Genomic DNA, 19,078 nt, shown 5'->3' with positions numbered 1-19,078 from the left:
CCTTGGCCAGATCGATGCCGGTCGGACGGACGTCCGACGGCTGGATGGCCGGGGCCATCCGTGGGGAGAGCGGCGATTAGCCGGGGATCTTGTCGAGGAATCCGTAGACGGCCGCCAGTCGGCCGTCCGGGCCGGTCTTGATCACGTCGAACCCGATCGCCAGGGCCTCGTCCGCTCCGGCCGGTGCCAGACCCCAGGTGAAGCGGGCCAGATCGTGGTGCGCGTCGACGCTGCCGTCGAGCGTGAACACCATCCCGGCGAACTGCTGCTGGACGGCGCCGACAAGCGCGTTGAACGCCTCGTGCCCGCTCACGTCCGCCATCGGATCGGTGTAGGTGACGTCTTCCTGGCAGAGGTCGCGAATCTTCTGCGCGCGGGCCTGCGCATCCGGCTCGTTCCAGATCTCAAGGTACCGCTCGGCGAGCTTGATGAAATCACTCATGGAACGCCTGGCTCCGTTTCAGTATGGGCAGCCATGCTGCCGGGACCGACAAAGTCATTGGGAATATGGCATGTCGTGGCCGGGTCGTCGATTACCTGATGGGTAACGCCGGCGGCCAACGCGTCGGCCACTCATGATGCCGAAGCCGTACTCCATCAGCGGCCTGTCAATGCCTTGTCAGGCCACCCACTGACAATGAGGTCCGAAATGTGGCACGTCGGCAGTGCCGACTGCCGTTCTCCCAAGGAATTGGAGCAGCGATGCTATTGGCTGGCAGGAAGATCCTGGTCACCGGTGTGCTCAACGACCGGTCGATAGCGTTCGCCGCCGCCCGACTGGCGCAGCAGGAGGGCGCGGAGATTGTCCTGACCGGGTTCGGCCGAGGTCTGTCGATCACCAGACGGGTGGCGGAGAAGCTGCCGGAGCCGTGTCCGGTGCTGGAACTCGACATCACCGAGCCGGACCATCTCTCAGCCGTGGCGGCGGACCTCGAGTCGCGTTGGGGGCGGCTGGACGGCCTGCTGCACGCCGTCGCCTTCGCTCCGCCCTCGGCACTGGACGGCAACTTCCTGCATACACCGTGGCCCGATGTCGCCCGGGCGATGGAGGTGTCCACGTACTCGTTCGCCGCGCTCGCCCGGGCCTGCGCGCCGCTGTTGGCGAAGGCCGGTGGCGGATCGGTCGTCGGGCTCGATTTCGATGCCGGGCAGGCCTGGCCGGGATACGACTGGATGGGGGTGGCCAAGGCGGGGCTGGAGGGCTGCTGCCGCTACCTCGCCCACGCCCTGGGGCAGCAGGGCACCCGGGTGAACCTGGTGGCGTCCGGCCCGCTGCGGACCATCGCCGCCACCGCGATCAACTCGTTCACGTCGCTGCAGACTGCCTGGGACCGGTCGCCGTTGCCGTGGGACGTCACCGACGCCCTGCCGGTCGGTCGGGCGATCTGCGCGCTCTGGTCGGACTGGCTGCCGGCGGTCACCGGAGAGGTGATCCATGTCGATGGCGGGGTACATGCCGTCGGTGCGGCGCCGGCGCCGGTGACGTCCGCTGTCGGCCGCGATCTCGATCCGGTCCCCGCGCAGGTCCGATGATGCATCGCCTGGCCTGCCCCACCGGCCTGCCGGCCCTGGTCGGGACCGAACTGGGGACGAGCTCCTGGAAACGGATCGACCAGGAGACGGTCGACGACTTCGCCCGGATCACCGGTGACCGGCAATGGATTCATGTCGATCCGTGCCGGGCCGCGACCGGGCCGTTCGGCCGTCCTGTCGCGCACGGTTTCCTGGTGGTGTCGCTCATCCCGGCGATGCTCGCCGAGGTGATCATGGTGGACGGGGTGGATCACATCCTCAACAAGGGTGTGGACGGCATCCGGCTCGGCGCCGCCGTCGGGGTCGGGGCACGGCTGCGCGCCCGGATCGAGTTGCGGTCGGCGCGGGCACGTCCGCGGGGGTACTGGGAGTCGGTCTTCGGCGTGCAGATGGAGACCGAGGTCGATGCCACCATGACCGTCGTCCTGCGCGCTGGGGTGACCTACCTGTACCGAGCCGACGACAACCAGTCTGTTCGCAGGAAACTACCTTCAAGGTAATGGACGTCATGTAGTGCCGGCCTGCACGATGGCAGAATGTCGATCACCGTGACGAGGTCGGCGGTTGGTGAGCTGTTGCGGGATTGGCGGCGGCGCCGCCGGCTCAGCCAACTCGAACTCTCCATCCGGGCGGACATCTCCACCCGTCATCTCAGCTTCCTGGAGACCGGTAGGTCGGCACCGAGTCGGGAGATGGTGCTCCAGCTCGCCGATCAGCTCGACCTGTCGCTGCGTGAACGCAACCGGCTGCTGATGGCGGCCGGCTACGCGCCGGTGTACCCGGAGACGTCGTTGGACGAGCCGTCGATGTCGGTGATCCGGGCGGCCGTCCGGCAGGTACTCACCGGTCACGAACCCTATCCCGCGGTCGTCGTGGACCGGGGGTGGAATCTCGTCGAGGCGAACACCAGTCTCGGTGTGCTGACCGACCTGGTCTCACCATGGCTGCTCGCTCCGCCGGCGAACGTTCTCCGGGCGAGCCTGCACCCGCAGGGCCTGGCACCGCACATCGTCAACCTTGGTGAGTGGCGCGCCCACCTGCTCCATCGGTTACGCCGCCAGGTCGAGGCCAGCGGCGACCCGGCGCTGGCCGAGTTGGAGGATGAGCTGTCCGACTATCCGGGGGACGACTCCGGCGAGGCAGAGCCGACTCCGGTCGCCAGCATCGTGGTTCCGTTACGGATCCGGCGCGCCGGGCGGCTGTTGAGTATGTTCACGACGGTCGCCACATTCGGCACTCCGCTGGACATCACGGTGTCCGAGTTGTCGATCGAATCATTTTACCCGGCTGATCAGGAGACCGCACGCGTGTTGCGGGAGACGCATCAGTTCGCGCTTTCCGGTAGCTGATCACGCATCGACTCGCTTCCGACAAGTTCCTGCGGCTCGCGCTGAAACTGGATGCCGTGGTGACCGGTCTGAATGGACTGGTGTACCTCGTGGCAGCCGGCTGCGGTGACAGTGGTTGCTGTCAATCTGATTTGGGTGCTGGGGAGCCTTGTGACGGCTGGTGCCGGCCTCGGCGATCCATCCGTCGTCGCCCGCGTCTGGATCGTGATGCAGGCTGGCGTCGTCGGCCTGTTCGCCGTTCTTCAAATCGTCGGACTGCGTCGGAAGCAGACCTGAGATTCCTCGTGGCGTTACACCCACCGGTCGTCGTGGTCGGTCCGGCCGTCGCCCGGCGGGACCGGCCACCGTCGGCGTAACGCGCCGGACCCGGGGACGGCCGCGGCGGCCCGGGTACGGGAGGATGCTCCCGTGGAAGCTCTCAGGCTCGTACTGCTCTACGTGCATCTGATCGGGTTCGCGCTGCTGCTCGGCGGCGCTGTCGTCCAGTGGGCGAGTGGCCGTATCCGGATCAATCCCGCCATGCTCTGGGGAGCCGTGATCCAGGTCGTCACCGGGATCGGGCTGTCCGCGCCGTTACGCGACGGCGACGAGCCGGCTACGGCGAAACTCGTTACCAAACTGGTGCTCTCGCTGCTCATTCTGGCGATGGTCTTCTTTCCGCGTAAGCGAGAAGCGGTAAATAAGGGACATTTTATCGCGGTTGTCGTGCTGACCTTGGCCAACGCGGCCGTCGCGGTCTTCTGGCGCTGACCCATGCGGCCAGGGCGCGACCGGGTGAAGCGTCCACCGTCGGCAACCGGCCCGGATAGGGTCACGGCAGGGAGCGCCGCCGTACGCCGGTGAGTCACCTCCCGCGCGGGAGAGTTACGCGAGGGTAACGGCGGCTCAACAGTCGTGCACGATTGTCGGCCGGTGGACGGGACCGGGCGTACGCTCCCGTCCCAAGTGCGTCCGGTCGGACCGGCCGGGCGGAAAGACGCTGCGCCGCGACAGTGGCGGTGTGCAATGGAAGGGAGACCGTCTTGCGCGCTACGCGTGGGATGCGGATCGTCTCGGTGTTCGCGGCTGGTGGGCTGGTGCTCACCGCTGCCGCGTGTGGCGAGGCGCCCGATAGCGAAGGCACTGGTGGAGAGGCCACCGAAACGTACTCCGCGTGCATGGTGACCGACGTCGGCGGCATCGACGACCGGTCCTTCAACGCTTCGGCCTGGGCGGGCGTCCAGGCGGCGGAGAGCGAGAACGACGCGGTCGAGGGCAAGTACGTCGCCTCCAGTGCGGAAGCCGACTACGAACCGAACCTGACCGGCTACGTCGACCAGGACTGCGACTTCATCCTGGCCGTCGGCGGCCTGATGGGCGACGCCACCGCTGCCGTCGCCGGCGCCAACGCGGACCAGCAGTTCGGCATCGTCGACGCCAAACTGGAGCCCACCAACGTCTACCCGATGCAGTTCGACACCGCCCAGGCCGCGTTCCTCGCCGGCTACCTGGCGGCCGGCTTCTCCGAGAGCGGCATCGTCGGTACCTACGGTGGCCTGCCGATCCCGCCGGTGACCATCTTCATGGACGGCTTCGTCGACGGCGTCGCACACTACAACGAGGTCAAGAGCGCCGACGTACAGGTCCTCGGCTGGGACAAGGCGACCCAGAACGGCTCGTTCACCAACGACTTCGTCGCCCAGGACGAGGGCAAGCGGGTCAGCGACAGCCTGGTCGCCCAGGGCGCCGACGTGATCATGCCGGTGGCCGGTGGCGCCGGGCTCGGCACCGCCGCCGCCGCGCAGGCCGCCGGTGGTGCGTACAGCGTGATCTGGGTCGACGTCGACGGCTGCCAGAGTGCCGAGCAGTACTGCGACACCTTCCTGACCACCGTCGTCAAGAACATCCCGGACGCGGTCAAGCAGGCCGTGCTGACCGGTGCCGCCGGTGACGAGCTCAGCGCCGACCCCGGCTACCTGGGCAACCTGGAGAACGAGGGCGTCTCGCTGGCGCCGTACAACGAGTTCGAAGACCGGGTCCCGGCCGAGCTGAAGGAAGAGATCGAGCAGCTCAAGGCCGACATCATCGCCGGCACCATCGAGGTCGTCTCCGAGGCGCAGCCGGAGTAACCGACCGCGGTCGGCGCCGCCCCCGGCGCACCTGCACACCCGCCCCTGTCACCGGGATCCCGTACCTCCGGTGACAGGGGCGGCCTCAGCCGTCCACCCGTCCGGACCTCCGATGGCCCGGCGGTCCCCCAGGAGGCTCCGCTGAGACTCGAACTGCGCGGCATCACCAAACGCTTCGGCGATCTGGTCGCCAACGACAACATCAACCTGACCGTCGAACCCGGCGAGATCCATGCCCTGCTGGGCGAGAACGGCGCCGGCAAGTCGACCCTGATGAACGTCCTCTACGGGCTGCTGCAGCCGGACGAGGGCGAGATCCTGGTCGACGGCGAGCCCGTCAAGATTCGCAGCCCGCGGGACGCCATCGCCGCCGGAATCGGCATGGTGCACCAGCACTTCATGCTGGTGCCGGTGCTCACCGTCACCGAGAACGTCATGCTCGGCGCCGAACGTACCCATGGCGGGCTGCTCGGCTTCCTGGACCAGCGGCGGGCCCGCGCCGAGGTGGTCGACGTCTCCAACCGGTACGGCCTGGCGGTCGACCCGGACGCGGTGATCGAGGACCTGCCGGTCGGCATCCAGCAGCGGGTGGAGATCGTCAAGGCACTCACCCGCGAGGTCGACCTGCTGATCCTCGACGAGCCGACCGCGGTGCTCACCCCGCAGGAGACCGAGGACCTGCTCGCCGTGATGCGCTCGCTGGCGCGGGCCGGCAAGTCGATCGTGTTCATCACCCACAAGCTCGGCGAGGTCAAGGCGATCGCCGACCGGATCACGGTGATCCGCCGAGGCCGGACGGTGGCCACCGCCGAGCCGAGCGCGAGCCGTGACGAACTGGCCGCGCTGATGGTCGGGCGGACGGTCAGCCTCACCGTCGACAAGTCCCCGGCCGACCCCGGCGATCCGGTGCTCACCGTCGACGGCCTGGTGGTCACCGACGAACGCGACTACCGGGTGGTCGACGGGGTCGACCTGACCGTGCACGCCGGTGAGGTGCTCGGCATCGCCGGGGTGCAGGGCAACGGCCAGACCGAGCTGGTCGAGGCGATCATGGGGTTGCGCCCGGTACGGGCCGGTGCCATCACCCTCAACGGCGACCGCATCGACGGCTGGACCCCGAAACGGGTGCTGCGTGCCGGGGTTGGCTACGTGCCCGAGGACCGCAGCGTCGACGGGGTGGTCAAGGAGTTCAGCGTCGCCGAGAATCTGGTCCTCGATCTGTACGACCAGCCGCCGTACGGGTCCGCGCTGGTGCTGCGCCCGGCCGCGATCGCGGCCGGCGCCCGGGAGCGGATCGCGCAGTTCGACGTACGTACCTCCTCCGCCGACGCGCCGGTCAGCACGCTCTCCGGCGGCAACCAGCAGAAGGTGATCGTGGCCCGGGAACTTTCCCGGCCGCTGAAGCTGCTCGTCGCGGCGCAGCCGACCCGGGGGGTCGACGTCGGATCGATCGAGTTCATCCACGGCCGGATCGTCCACGAGCGTGACGCCGGCACCGGTGTACTGGTCGTCTCCAGCGAACTGGACGAGGTCACCGGCCTGGCCGACCGGATCGCGGTGATGTACCGCGGCCGGATCATCGCGGTCGTACCGCCGGACACCCCGCGCGAACAGATCGGACTGCTGATGGCCGGCGTGGTCGACCCGGTGGGTGCGCCGGCGGACCCGGCGGTAGACGAAGAAGGGACGCAATGACCAGCGAGAACGGCTCGACGGCAGGTTCGCCGGACAAGCCGCCCGCCGGCGCCGAGCCGCCCGCCGCAATACCCGATGCCGCGGCATCCGACGCCGCGACAGATGGTTCCGCGACGAGTGGATCCGTCGGCACGCGGCCCCCGGCCGACAGCTCCGGTGGTGCCCTCGGGCAGCATTTCCTGCGTAATCTCTGGTCGGCCAACACGGTCACCGTCACGGTGCTCGCGCTGGTGCTGGCCATCGTCATCGGCGGCATACTGATGATCGTCTCCGATCCGGACGTGCTCGCCACGTACACCTATTTCTTCGCCCGTCCGGACGATGCGCTGACCGCGAGCTGGAATCTGGTCAGTGAGGCGTACACCAACCTGTTCAAGGGCGCGGTGGTCAATCCGGACACCGTCGCGGCCTGGGCCGGCGGCGACGCACAGTGGACGGCCGTGTTCGGCCCGATCTCGGAGACCCTGACCTACACGACTCCGCTGGTGTTCACCGGGCTGTCGGTGGCGCTGGCGTTCCGGGGAGGCCTGTTCAACATCGGTGCCCAGGGGCAGGCGATCGTCGGTGTCATCCTGGCCGCGCTCGCCGGTTTCCTGTTGCCGCTGCCGCCGGTGCTGCACGTGATCGTCGCGGTGCTCGCCGGCGCGGTCGGCGGCGCGATCTGGGGGTTCGTCCCCGGCTTCCTCAAGGCGCGCACCGGTGCTCACGAGGTGATCAACACGATCATGCTCAACTACGTGGCGCTGTACTTCCTCACCTGGATCATCATCCAGCGGGGCATCCAGAACCCGGACCGCCCCGACGCGATCAGCCGGCCGGTGGACGCCAGCGCCCAGCTGCCCCGGCTGCTCGGCGACGGGCTGCGGGTGCACGCCGGCATCCTGGTCGCGATCGCCGCCACCGCCGCCGTCGCCTGGCTGCTCAACCGCTCCACCTTCGGATTCGAGTTGCGTGCCGTCGGCGCCAACCCGGACGCCGCCCGTACCGCCGGGATCAGTGTCGCCGGCACGTACGTGCTGCTGATGGTCGTCGCCGGCGCGCTGGCCGGACTCGGTGGCGCCAACATGGTCCTGGGCAGCACCGCCAACGCGCTGACTCCACTGGTCGCGGCCCAGATCGGCTTCGACGGCATCCTGGTCGCGCTGCTCGGCCGGGTCAAACCCTGGGGGGTCGCGCTGGCCGCCCTGCTGTTCGGCGCGCTGCGCGCCGGTGGCAACACCATGCAGTCGTTCTCCGGCATATCGCTGGAGCTGGTCACCGTCCTGCAGGCGTTGATCGTGATCTTCATCGCCGCACCCGCCCTGGTGAAGGCGATCTTCCAGCTCCGGGCCGCGCGGGCCGTCCGGATGCAGACCAGCATGGCGAAGGGTTGGTGACCGGCGTTGTCCACCATGATCGTCGCGGACACACCGATCGCGGTCACCGACCGGTTCTGGAACCGTACCCGGATCACCGGTGCCGGGATGGCCGCCGCCGGGGTGATCGCCGCGGCCGTGTTCGGCCCGCTGGCCAGCTCGCAGCAGGCCCGGTTCACGTTGAGTGAGACCGCGGGCGGCGCCGCCCTGCGCATTCCCGGCAACCTGGGCGCGGTGCTGTTCGGCCTGATCACCGTCGCGGTCGGCGCGATCCTGCTCACCCCGTACGGCGTCCGGTGGTTCCGCTGGCTGCTCGGCATCGGCATCGTGGGATTCGTGGTCAGTTTCCTGTGCTGGCAGATCTCCACCGCGCCGGCCGGGCAGAACTTCATGCCGATGGTCAACATGGTGCGCGGCACCTTCCTGCTGGCCCTGCCGCTGATCTTCGGCTCCCTGGCCGGCGTGCTCTGCGAGCGCTCCGGCGTGGTGAACGTGGCCATCGAGGGTCAGCTGCTGATGGGCGCCTTCACCGGGGCACTGATCGGCACCATGACCGGCAACGTGTGGACCGGGCTGATCGCCGCCGCGCTCGGCGGCGCGTTCATCTCGTTGCTGCTGGCCCTGTTCGCCATCCGCTACCTGGTCGACCAGGTGGTCATCGGGATCGTGCTGAACCTGTTCGCGGTCGGCCTGACCGGGTTCCTCTACGAGCGGTTGATGCAGACCGACCAGCCCCGGTTCAACCAGCCGCCGCACTTCGGGATCTGGGAGATTCCGCTGCTGTCGCAGCTTCCGGTGATCGGTCCGGCGTTGTTCCGGACCAACATCTTCCTCTACCTCGCGCTGATCCTCGTCGTGGTGATCAACGTGGCACTGTTCCGGACCCGGTGGGGGCTGCGGACCAGGTCGATCGGCGAGCATCCGGTCGCCGCTGACACCCTCGGCGTACGGGTGCTCGGGCTGCGCTACCGCAACGTGCTGCTCGCCGGCATGGTCGCCGGGATCGGCGGTGGGTCCTACACCCTGCTGCTGTACTCGTTCACCAAGAACATGATCGGCGGCAAGGGCTTCATCGCGCTCGCCGCGATGATCTTCGGCCGGTGGAGCCCGACCGGGGCGCTGCTCGCCTCGCTGTTCTTCGGCTTCGCCGACCAGCTCGGGGCGTACCTCGGGGCGATCAGCAGCGCCATCCCCAGCCAGTTCCTGGCGATGCTGCCCTATCTGGCCACCATTCTCGCGGTGGCCGGGCTGGTCGGCCGGGTCCGTGCCCCGGCCGCTGACGGCAAGCCCTACATCAAGTCCTGACCAGCGCGGTCTACCGTTTACTACTGGTTACTACTGGCCGGTCGGTCGTGGCCCGGTGACCCGCAACGTCGCGGTCCGGTGACCGGGCAAGGTCGTGGCCCGGTGACCGGGCAAGGTCGTGGCCCGGTGACCGGGCAAGGTCGCGGTCCGGGCTCGGCGGCCGGGAACGTCCCGGACCGGCGGCCGGCGGCCGGCGGCGGTGGCCCGGACGGGTAAGGAGGCAGTCGTGGAGATCGACTGGGTGGAGTTGCGGCGCGCCGCGATAGCGGCGATGCAGCACGCGTACGCGCCGTACTCGAACTTTCCAGTGGGTGCCGCCGGGCTGGTCGACGACGGTCGGGTCGTCGTCGGGTGCAACGTGGAGAACGCGGCGTACGGCGTGGCGCTCTGTGCGGAGTGCGGCGTGGTGTCCGCGCTGCACGCCACCGGTGGTGGTCGGCTGGTGGCGCTCAGTTGCGTGGGCGGCGACGGTCAACCGCTGATGCCGTGCGGGCGGTGCCGGCAGCTGTTGTGGGAACACGGCGGGCCGGAGTGCCTGGTGGAGGCGCTACCCGCGCCGCTTACCGTGGCGCAACTGCTGCCGTACGCGTTCGGGCCGGCGGATCTGGCGGCGGCGGCGCTCGCTCCGGCGGAGCGGGCCAGGGTGAGCACCGAGCACGTCGGGCGGGCGGACGCGGCCGGGCGTCCGGTGGTGGCACCGGACACCGCCGTACCCGCCCGGTTGGCCAAGTGGCGGGGTCGCGGAACGGTGTTCGTGCACCCCGACTCGGCCGGCGGCGAGGTGATCTGGACCGGCTACTGGGAACGGTCGGAGTCCACCGGTGAGGCCGCTGGCACCGGCATCCTGGAGGAGGCGCCGAGCTGGCCGTCGGTCGAGTCGGTGGTGGCCTGGGGCCGGGCCCGGACACACCGGGTGGTGGTGGTCGACGCCGACGGGGCGGTCTCCTGGGCCGGTGAGGGCGACCCGCCGGCCGAAGTGCGCACCCGCTGGCAAGGCTGACCCTGACCTCTCTCCAGATCTCGCACGATCTTGGAGTTATCGAGAAGGTATGACCGATTTGTCTAACGATAAGACCAAGATCGCCGGGGTCGTGGACGTGATCCGCGCCAAGCGCGACGGCGGCCGGCTCACCGACGACCAGATCGACTGGACGATCGCCGCGTACACCCGGGGTGAGATCGCCGACGAGCAGATGTCCGCGCTGGCCATGGCCATTTTGTTGCGCGGCATGGAGGCCGGCGAGATCGCCCGCTGGACGGCCGCGATGATCGCCAGCGGCGAGCGGCTCGACCTGTCGTCGGTCGCCCGACCGACGGTCGACAAACACTCCACCGGCGGCGTCGGCGACAAGATCACGCTGCCGCTGACACCGCTGGTCGCCGCGTGCGGCGCGGCCGTCCCGCAACTGTCCGGACGCGGCCTCGGGCACACCGGCGGCACCCTGGACAAACTGGAGTCGATCCCCGGCTGGCGGGCCGGGCTCAGCAACGCCCAGTTCGTCCGACAACTCACCGAGGTCGGCGCGGTCATCTGCGCCGCCGGCGACGAACTCGCTCCGGCCGACCGCAAGCTGTACGCCTTGCGTGACGTGACGGGCACCGTCGAGGCGATCCCCCTGATCGCCAGCTCGATCATGAGCAAGAAGATCGCCGAGGGGACCGGGGCGCTCGTCCTTGACGTCAAGGTCGGGACCGGGGCGTTCATGTCCGCCATGGCGCAAGCCCGCGAACTCGCCCGCACCATGGTCGACCTGGGCACCGCGCACGGGGTACGCACCACCGCGCTGCTCACCGACATGTCCACCCCGTTGGGCCGGACGGTCGGCAACGCGGTCGAGGTCGCCGAAGCGGTCGAGGTCCTCGCCGGCGGCGGCCCGTCCGACGTCGTCGAACTGACCCTGGCCCTGGCCCGGGAGATGCTCGACGCGGCCGGCCTGCCCGACGCCGATCCGGCCGCCGCGCTGGGCGCCGGGCGGGCGATGGACACCTGGCGCGCGATGATCGCCGCGCAGGGCGGCGATCCGCTGGCCCCGCTGCCGGTAGCGGCCGAGGCCGAGCTGATCCGGGCCGATCGGGACGGGTACGTGGCCGGCGCCGACGCCCGTGCGATCGGCGTCGCGGCCTGGCGACTGGGCGCCGGTCGGGCCCGCAAGGAGGATCCGGTGAGCGCCGCGGCCGGTGTCGTCCTGCACCGCCGACCCGGTGAACCGGTGCGCGCCGGCGATCCGTTGCTCGAACTGCGGGCCGACGATCCACGTCGCATCGCCGACGTGCTGCCGTACCTCGCCGGTACGGTCGAACTCGCCGAGGAGCCGCCACCGGCCCGTGACCTGGTGCTCGAACGGGTCGGCTGAGCCCACCGGGCGAAATCGGGAATCCACAGCGCCTACCCCGGGTCGTGGTGCCCGTGACACAGAGCGGATATCCTGCCTCGCCGGGGGGTCCGTTCAGGAGAAGCCGACGCCGACTAGCAGGGAACGAAGCCTGTGACCGTACTCGCTCCTGACCCCCGGGCCATCCGCGCGGAGAGTCTCGACGAGCTGCGTCGGCTCCGTCTGCCACTGCCACCGCCCGGCTTTCCGCTGGTGTGGGAGCCGGGCGACGGGGTCGAGCTGCGACCCACCGCGGAGATCGAGGCACGTACGGCGATCCTGCACGTCGTGCTGGCCCGCTGCTTCGGGATGCCACCGCAGGCGGCGATGAGTTGGCTGCTCAACTCCCGTCTGGTCGAGTTGGTCACGCCGCCGGAGTGGCAGTTCGTCATCGGCGGTCGGGGCGATCACCGGTCCTTCGTCCTGCATCACGACGCGATCTTCGCCCTCGCCTGGGTGCTTGGTCTGACCCGGCATCTCGACCCGGTCGCCGCCTCGGACGACCGGTTGATGTCACTGCTGCCGAATCTGCCGGCCGGGGAGACGTTCGCGCAATGGCGGTCGCGGACGTTGGTGGCGCCCCGGGACGCCGCCGAGGTGGCGGTGCTGCTCGACTTCTACTACTGCCTCGACTGGGGCTACCTGGAGGCAGAACGCCGAGGCGCGGCCTTGCCCGGAGTGGTCGACGCGAACGCCATCGGCCAGCGGCGGTGGGCCCTGGAATGGGTGGTCGTTCTCCGCGGCCCCTACCATGATCCACCAGCGGGCTGGGAAGAGATCGACCTGTCGACCTGAGCGGCCGTGGCGACGTCGCCGGACCGGTCGTCATCGTCGCCGGACCGGTCGTCATCGCCGCCGGTGGACGGTGAGCTGGACCGCGACGGTGACCGGTACCGGATCGGGCAGCGTGGCGAGCCGGGCGGCCAACCGGTCCGGGTCGGCGTGCCGAGCGCTCGGCCCCATCGCGACCAGCGCCTCGACTTCGCCGTGGCTCAGACGCAGCCGCCGGCGCAGCGGATGCCGCGACACCTCGACCAGATGGTCGCCGAGCGCGGCGACGATCCGGCCCTCCTTGTCCGGATCGACCCCGAGCAGACCGAGCGGGCCAACCACCTCGCCGAGATGGTCCGGCAGTGGGGTGACCATCAGCAACGCGCCGCCCGGTCGCAGGACCCGGGCGAACTCGGCGCCGTTGCGTGGGGCGAACACGTTCAGCACCAGGTCGGCCACCCCGTCGGCCAGGGGCAACGCCTGCCAGGTGTCACAGCGGACGGCGGCCGCCGCCGGATGGGCCCGGGCGGCACGGCGTACGGCCGCTTTGGCGATGTCCAGGGCGAGCCCGACACCCCCAGGCACCGCGTCCAGCACCGCCGCCAGGTAGTTGCCGGTCCCGGCCCCGGCGTCGACGACGAACGGGCCGGGCGGTCGCGTCAGCCGGTCGGCGTCGGCAAACCGGTCGGCGGCTACGAGTTGCGTCCGAGCGGCCCGTACGACTCCGTCGCTGATCACGGCGAAATGACCGGCCCGCAGGAAGCGGTCCCGGGCGGCGACCATTTCGGCGGTGTCGCCGTCGTGCGCCGATCGGCGGCCGAGCAGGTCGACGTGGCCCTGTCGGGCCACGTCGAAGCTGTGTCCGGCAGGGCAGCACAGCACCCGGGCGGAGCCGTCGCCGTGGGCGGCCAGCGCTGCGTGGCAGAACGGACAACGCAGGCACGGCAGTACGTCAGGCAACATCGCTACCTATCCTGCAGGTCCGAGCCGGCCTCCGGGCACCGGGATCCCGATCGGATCGGAACCGCCTCCCGGCGATCCCGGGCCCGGTCCTGGCGGTTGGAGTTCGCCCCGGTGAGCTGGCGTGGCGGATCGGGCCTGGTCGCTGGCGTCCCGGCCGGACCGATCGCCGGATGCCTGGCTACCCTTCCCCCATGGTGGCTGTGTCGTTCGCGGAGATTGTTCGGGCGCCGAAGGCGCTGTTGCACGACCATCTGGATGGCGGCCTGCGTCCGGCGACGGTGGTGGAGCTGGCCGATGAGGTGGGGCATGTGCTGCCGGTGACGGATTCGCAGGAGTTGGGTCGGTGGTTTGTGGCGGCGGCCGATTCAGGATCGTTGGAACGTTATCTGGAAACGTTCGCGCACACCGTGGCGGTGATGCAGACGGAGGCAGGGTTGTTCCGGGTGGCGGCGGAGTGCGCGGCGGACCTGGCGGCCGACGGGGTGGTGTACGCGGAGGTGCGGTTCGCGCCGGAGCAGCATCTGTCGCGGGGGTTGGGGCTGGACCAGGTGGTGGAGGCGGTGTTGGCGGGGTTCGCCGCGGGAGCGACGGAGGCGGCACGGTCGGGCCGGGTGATCCGGATGGGAACGTTGTTGACGGCGATGCGGCACGCGGCGCGGTCGCAGGAGATCGCGGAGCTGGCGGTGCGGTATCGGGACGTGGGGGTGGTGGGGTTCGATATCGCGGGTGCGGAGGCGGGTTTCCCGCCTACCCGGCATCTGGACGCTTTCGAGTATCTGCAGCGGGAGAATTTCCATTTCACGATTCATGCCGGTGAGGCTTTCGGGTTGCCATCGATCTGGCAGGCGATTCAGTGGTGCGGGGCGGACCGGTTGGGCCACGGGGTGCGGATTGTGGATGACATCGAGGTGGGTGCGGACGGGACGCGGTTGGGGCGGCTGGCATCGTACGTGCGGGACAAGCGGATTCCGTTGGAGTTGTGTCCGTCGTCGAATGTGCAGACGGGCGCGGTGGGGTCGATAGGTGAGCATCCGGTCGGGTTGTTGCGGGACCTGCGGTTCCGGGTGACGGTGAACACGGACAACCGGCTGATGAGCGGGACGTCGGTGTCGCGGGAACTGGCGTTGTTGGTGGAGGCGTTCGGGTGGGGGTGGCCGGAGTTGCGGTGGCTGACGATCAACGCCATGAAGAGCGCGTTCATCCCGTTCGACGAGCGGTTGGCGATCATCGACGACGTCATCAAGCCGGCGTACGCGAAGCTGATCGGCTGACGTCCGCCGCTGCTGCCACCGTCCTGTGCCTGCGACCATCGACCGTTCGGTCCAAGTCGATGGGCTGGATGGCTGGCCGGCCCTCGTGTACGGTCGGTCGCCGCCGTCTTCTCGGGCGGTGGAGGTCTGGTGGGATGCGCGTAGTATGGCACGTCGCACTGCGGGAGTGAGATTGCTCCCGGACCCGGAGGTTTGGACGGAATCAACTACGTAGCGTAATCGGATCGGTGCAATTTGTTGCAACCTCGGATAACCATCGCGTCACACTCCAAGTGACTGGCCACCTGGGCTTTCTCTTTGAGGGGTGTCGTGATGGAATCTCGGAGGTCCGATCCGCCCGGGTCGGCCGATGGGCGGTGCCCGGGCACTCGACTGGCACCGATGAGGAGGGCGGTGACGTGAGCAAGCGGCCGAAGACGGCAGACTCCTTCCTGTCGCGTCTCCGCCGGCCCCTTGGCCGGCTCAACGACCTGCCGATCTGGTCCAAGCTCGGTCTGATCATGATCGTCCCGACCTTGGCGACGATCGTGGTCGGCACCAACGGGCTCATCGGCCACCTCGAGACCGCCAACAACGCCGCCCAGTCACGGACTCTCGCGACGCTGGCCGCCGCCTCCGGCGACCTGGTGCACGACCTGCAGAACGAGCGGGCCGCCGCGGTGCTTCTGCTGGGCACCCGGGACCAGGGCGCCAGACAGCGGTATCTCGACGCGTACAACGCCCAGCAGGGCGTCGTCGACTCGTCCCGTACGCCGTACTCGCAGCGTCGGGCGGAGTTGACCGACCTGCCGTTGAACTTCCGTAACCTGCTCACCCGTATCGATCAGAACCTCGCCGACCTGCCGGGCGTGCGCAGCCAGGTGGTCAACAGCGCCACGGCCGACGGCAGCTACCGGCTGACCGAGGCGGCCCGGGCGTACGAGGTGTTGCTCAGCGACCTGCTCGACATCCGGGACGCCGCCGCGCAGCTCGCCGACGACACCGCGCTGAGCGACCACATGCGGGCCGCCGCCTCGCTGGCCCGCAACAAGGAGTTCCTGTCCCGCGAGCGGATCGTGGTCCTGCGGGCCTTCAGCCAGAACGCGTTGACTCCCGCACTGCGCACCGACTACATCAGCACCCGGGCCGGGCAGGCACAGTCCCGGCAGAGCTTCGAGGCCGCCGCCACCCAGGACGACCTGGAGTTCTACAACCAGACAGTGGCCGGTCCGGCGCTGCGTGAAGCCGATACCTACGGTGGCTTCATCCGTGGCCAGAGTGAAGAGTCGATGCGCGACACGCCGTTCGACGCCGACGCCTGGGACGCCGCGTTGCTCGGTCACGCGGATCTCATCCGCACCGTCGAACAGAAGATCGACAGTGACGTCGTCAACGAAGCCACGATTCTGCGTGACGACGTCCAACAGCAGTTGCTCATCGAGACCATCCTGCTGCTCGTGGTGCTGTTGCTGGCTATTCTCTTCGCGGCACTGGTCGCCCGGGCGATGGCCCGCTCGCTGCGCGATCTGCGCCAGGGCGCGCTCGCAGTGGCCCAGCACGGTCTGCCGCAGGCGGTGGCCCGGCTGCGCGACCCGCAGGTCAGCGCGCAGACCTCGCCCGAGCAGCTGGCCAACCAGATCGCCGAACCGCTACCGGTGCGCAGCAAGGACGAGTTCGGCCAGGTGACCGAGGCGTTCAACGCCGTCCACCTGGAAGCCGTGAAGACCGCGGCCGAACAGGCCGCCCTGCGCTCCTCGGTGTCGACGATGTTCGTCAACCTCGCCCGCCGGTCGCAGATCCTGGTCGACCGCCTCATCGGTCACCTCGACCGGTTGGAGCGGGGTGAAGAGGACCCGGACCGCCTCGGCGAGCTGTTCCAACTCGACCACCTCGCCACCCGGATGCGGCGAAACGACGAGAACCTGCTCGTGCTCGCCGGCGCGGACTCGACCCGGGTGCAGCGCGAGCCGGCCGCTCTGATCGACGTGCTGCGGGCCGCCCAGTCCGAGGTCGAGCACTACACCCGGATCGAGTTCGGGGTCGTCGACCGGGATATCGAGGTCGCCGCCCACGCGGTCAACGACATGGTGCACCTCGTCGCCGAGTTGTTCGACAACGCGACCGCCTTCTCTCCGCCGGACTCGCACGTGATGGTCGAGGCACGTCGGGTCGGCGACCGCGCCGCGCTCTATGTCGAGGACCGGGGCATCGGAATCACCCCGGACCAGTTGCGCGACCTCAACGAACGGCTGGCCAATCCGCCGATGGTCGACGTCGCCGTCTCGCGGATGATGGGCCTGGTCGTGGTCGCCCGGCTGGCGGCCCGACACGGCGTGAAGGTCGAGCTGCGGCCGGCGGCAGAACGGGGCACCGTCGCCGACGTCACCCTGCCGACGTCGGTGCTGATTCCGCGGGCGCTCGCCAACCGGAACCCCACACCGGCTGCGTTCGGAGCCGGCGGACCGAACATCAGCCCGGTCGCTGCCGGACGCCCACCGTTCCCCGCTCCGTTGGCGCTGGAGGGCGGCGGGCCCAACGGCGGCCTCGGCGGTGGTAGGCCCGTCGAGCCACCCGCTCCGGCCGGGCCGCCACCGCGTCCGTTCGAGCCAGCGCCGATCAACGGGGGCGGCGGCCCGAGCAAGCCGGCCGCTGCCCCACCTCCGATGCCGGCCTGGTCCGACCTGACCGGGGCCACCGACGGGACGAACGGTGCCAACGGCTCGGAGGTGCTCAACGGGCGGCCGTCCAACGGACAGCGCACCGAACCACTGCCGCAGCGCCGCTCCACCGACCACTGGACAGTCGACGGGGAAGCCGGCGCAGCCGCGCCGACAAGCGGGATCCCCAGGCAGATGCCTTCGTCGCCGGAGCTTCCCGGGACTGGCATCAGTCAGCGACCGGTGAGCGGGCAACCGTACGTGCCGCCGGTCTCCGCGCCGCCGCCGATATCGGTCCCGCCGGTCTCCGCGCCGCCGGTACGGCCGTTCTCGGCTCCGCCGGTGCCGCCGGTGCCGACCGCTGCGCAGCAGCCATCGGCGTTGCAGCAGCCCGTCCCACCCCGCCAGCAGCCGCCGGCACATCAACGACCGCCGACCCACCAGCAGCCGACTGTGCCGGGTCGATCGCCGACACCGCCGACACCGCCGAACCCGGCGCCGCCGGTGTGGCCGCCGGTCACCGGGGACCGTGACGCGGCCACCCCACCGGTGCCGGAGAAGCTGGCCGCCGCGCTGGACATGACCGCCGAGCTGCCGAAGGTCGTCCGTGGCGGTGACAACTCGGTGACCGCCGCACATCCGGTGGTGACACCTGACACCGGCATCAAGCGGTTCGCCGACGAGACCATGGAATTGCCGATCTTCCGCGAGCTGGAGTCGGCCTGGTTCCGTACCCGTCGCCCGACGGCAGAGGAAGCCCGGGCTGCGGCATCATCCGTGATCAAACCATCTGGGGCTACCACCTCGACCACCACGACCCAACCGGTGGCTACAGTGGATACCGCTCGCTCGGACACCAACCAGGCGGCAGGTGCCACGACTGCCGCCGGCGGTGCCGGATCGGGATCGTCGTTGCCACGGCGTCCTGAGCCGGTGGCCGCGTCCGGCGTTGGCGGCGGTGACGGCCAGTCGAACAGCTGGCAGACTGCTGCCGACGACGGTTGGCGCGCGGCCAGTGCCGCCGCCGAGGTCTCGGTGGCCGAGAGAACTCAGGCGGGACTCCCCAAACGGGTCCCGATGGCGCAACTCGTACCAGGTGGCGTAGAGAAGGCGACAAGTTCGGTGCAGCGTCGTACACCTGAAGCGGTTCGTGGGCTATTGTCCGCGTACCACCGTGGTGTGCAACGTGGCCGGACACAGCCCAAGGACGACCACTCGACCAACCCGGGGGCGACCCCGGGAGGGCAGCAATCCTCGCAGGCTGGCAAGGAGCATGAGGGATGACAACTACGCAGGATCTCGGTTGGTTGCTGGCCAACTTCGCCGACCGCGTGCCCGGGGTCGCTCACGCGATTGCGGTCTCGGCGGACGGTCTGCTCCTGGCGGCGTCCCGGGATCTTCCCCGGGACCGCGCGGACCAACTCGCGGCCATCGCCTCCGGACTGGTCAGCCTCACCCAGGGCGCCGCTCGCTGCTTCGAGGGTGGCGCGGTGTTGCAGACAGTCGTCGAGATGGACAACGGCTTCTTGTTCCTGATGTCGATCTCGGACGGCTCGTCGTTCGCGGTTCTCGCCGCACGTAGCAGCGACGTCGGCCAGGTCGGGTACGAAATGGCCCTGCTTGTCGACCGGGTGGGTGACGCCCTGACCCCCGCACCGCGTACGGCTGCCGGGATGCTGGGCTGACCACGTCGGTGAGGTTGGTGCCGGTGCAGGTGATC

17 protein-coding genes are annotated in these 19,078 nt (G+C 69.6%); 15 read left to right on the top strand and 2 right to left on the bottom strand.

Annotation, left to right across the window (positions count from 1 at the left end; translation table 11 throughout):
- Positions 1 to 76: 76 nt before the first annotated feature.
- Positions 77 to 442, bottom strand: coding sequence for a nuclear transport factor 2 family protein (locus ACN27F_RS13090; protein WP_421433638.1), 366 nt, complete (start codon positions 440 to 442; stop codon positions 77 to 79).
- Between the two features lie 260 nt (positions 443 to 702).
- On the opposite strand from ACN27F_RS13090, the gene fabI reads away from it, so the two are divergent.
- From fabI to ACN27F_RS13030, 12 genes are all read left to right on the top strand, one after another.
- Positions 703 to 1,533, top strand: a complete 831-nt coding sequence (gene fabI / locus ACN27F_RS13085) for an enoyl-ACP reductase FabI (protein WP_421433637.1) — start codon at positions 703 to 705, stop codon at positions 1,531 to 1,533.
- Positions 1,530 to 2,033 (top strand): MaoC family dehydratase, encoded by a 504-nt coding sequence (locus ACN27F_RS13080; protein WP_421433636.1) that lies wholly within the window; start codon positions 1,530 to 1,532, stop codon positions 2,031 to 2,033. Before fabI ends, ACN27F_RS13080 begins: the two co-directional genes overlap by 4 nt.
- Before the next feature lie 36 nt (positions 2,034 to 2,069).
- A complete protein-coding gene (locus ACN27F_RS13075) occupies positions 2,070 to 2,882 on the top strand; it encodes a helix-turn-helix transcriptional regulator (protein WP_421433635.1) in 813 nt (270 codons plus the stop codon).
- 72 nt (positions 2,883 to 2,954) lie between these two features.
- Positions 2,955 to 3,158, top strand: a complete 204-nt coding sequence (locus ACN27F_RS13070; RefSeq protein ID WP_421433634.1) for a hypothetical protein — start codon at positions 2,955 to 2,957, stop codon at positions 3,156 to 3,158.
- A gap of 132 nt (positions 3,159 to 3,290) precedes the next feature.
- Positions 3,291 to 3,632, top strand: coding sequence for a hypothetical protein (locus tag ACN27F_RS13065; protein ID WP_421433633.1), 342 nt, complete (start codon positions 3,291 to 3,293; stop codon positions 3,630 to 3,632).
- Positions 3,633 to 3,922: 290 nt separating this feature from the next.
- Entirely contained in the window at positions 3,923 to 4,990 is a 1,068-nt protein-coding gene (locus tag ACN27F_RS13060; RefSeq protein WP_421440163.1) for a BMP family lipoprotein, read from the top strand.
- A 141-nt stretch (positions 4,991 to 5,131) separates the two neighbouring features.
- Complete coding sequence (locus tag ACN27F_RS13055; RefSeq protein WP_421440161.1) at positions 5,132 to 6,685, top strand: ABC transporter ATP-binding protein; 1,554 nt, start codon at positions 5,132 to 5,134, stop codon at positions 6,683 to 6,685.
- A complete protein-coding gene (locus ACN27F_RS13050) occupies positions 6,682 to 8,061 on the top strand; it encodes an ABC transporter permease (RefSeq protein ID WP_421433632.1) in 1,380 nt (459 codons plus the stop codon). The genes ACN27F_RS13055 and ACN27F_RS13050 overlap by 4 nt, the downstream gene beginning before the upstream one ends.
- A gap of 6 nt (positions 8,062 to 8,067) precedes the next feature.
- Positions 8,068 to 9,345, top strand: a complete 1,278-nt coding sequence (locus ACN27F_RS13045; protein ID WP_421433631.1) for an ABC transporter permease — start codon at positions 8,068 to 8,070, stop codon at positions 9,343 to 9,345.
- 226 nt (positions 9,346 to 9,571) lie between these two features.
- A complete protein-coding gene (locus ACN27F_RS13040) occupies positions 9,572 to 10,345 on the top strand; it encodes a cytidine deaminase (RefSeq protein WP_421433630.1) in 774 nt (257 codons plus the stop codon).
- 49 nt (positions 10,346 to 10,394) lie between these two features.
- Complete coding sequence (locus ACN27F_RS13035) at positions 10,395 to 11,699, top strand: thymidine phosphorylase (protein WP_421433629.1); 1,305 nt, start codon at positions 10,395 to 10,397, stop codon at positions 11,697 to 11,699.
- A 132-nt stretch (positions 11,700 to 11,831) separates the two neighbouring features.
- The gene (locus ACN27F_RS13030; protein WP_421433628.1) at positions 11,832 to 12,512 is read left to right on the top strand and encodes a DUF4272 domain-containing protein; all 681 of its coding nucleotides are present in this window, start codon (positions 11,832 to 11,834) and stop codon (positions 12,510 to 12,512) included.
- Positions 12,513 to 12,563: 51 nt separating this feature from the next.
- Here the strand turns inward: ACN27F_RS13030 and ACN27F_RS13025 are convergent, their stop codons facing one another.
- Positions 12,564 to 13,451 carry a putative RNA methyltransferase gene (locus ACN27F_RS13025; RefSeq protein ID WP_421433627.1) on the bottom strand — a complete coding sequence of 296 codons (888 nt, stop codon included), beginning with the start codon at positions 13,449 to 13,451 and terminating at the stop codon, positions 12,564 to 12,566.
- Between the two features lie 191 nt (positions 13,452 to 13,642).
- On the opposite strand from ACN27F_RS13025, the gene ACN27F_RS13020 reads away from it, so the two are divergent.
- The 3 genes from ACN27F_RS13020 (at position 13,643) to ACN27F_RS13010 (ending at position 19,043) form a co-directional block, all read left to right on the top strand.
- A complete protein-coding gene (locus ACN27F_RS13020) occupies positions 13,643 to 14,722 on the top strand; it encodes an adenosine deaminase (protein ID WP_421433626.1) in 1,080 nt (359 codons plus the stop codon).
- 398 nt (positions 14,723 to 15,120) lie between these two features.
- Entirely contained in the window at positions 15,121 to 18,642 is a 3,522-nt protein-coding gene (locus tag ACN27F_RS13015; protein WP_421433625.1) for a nitrate- and nitrite sensing domain-containing protein, read from the top strand.
- Positions 18,639 to 19,043: a roadblock/LC7 domain-containing protein gene (locus ACN27F_RS13010; RefSeq protein WP_421433624.1), complete on the top strand. Its 405-nt coding sequence runs from the start codon at positions 18,639 to 18,641 to the stop codon at positions 19,041 to 19,043. Before ACN27F_RS13015 ends, ACN27F_RS13010 begins: the two co-directional genes overlap by 4 nt.
- The last annotated feature ends 35 nt before the right edge of the window (positions 19,044 to 19,078 follow it).

The organism is Solwaraspora sp. WMMB335 (assembly GCF_049179075.1).
GTDB lineage: Bacteria > Actinomycetota > Actinomycetes > Mycobacteriales > Micromonosporaceae > Micromonospora_E.
This window is presented reverse-complemented; position numbering and strand designations above follow the sequence as displayed.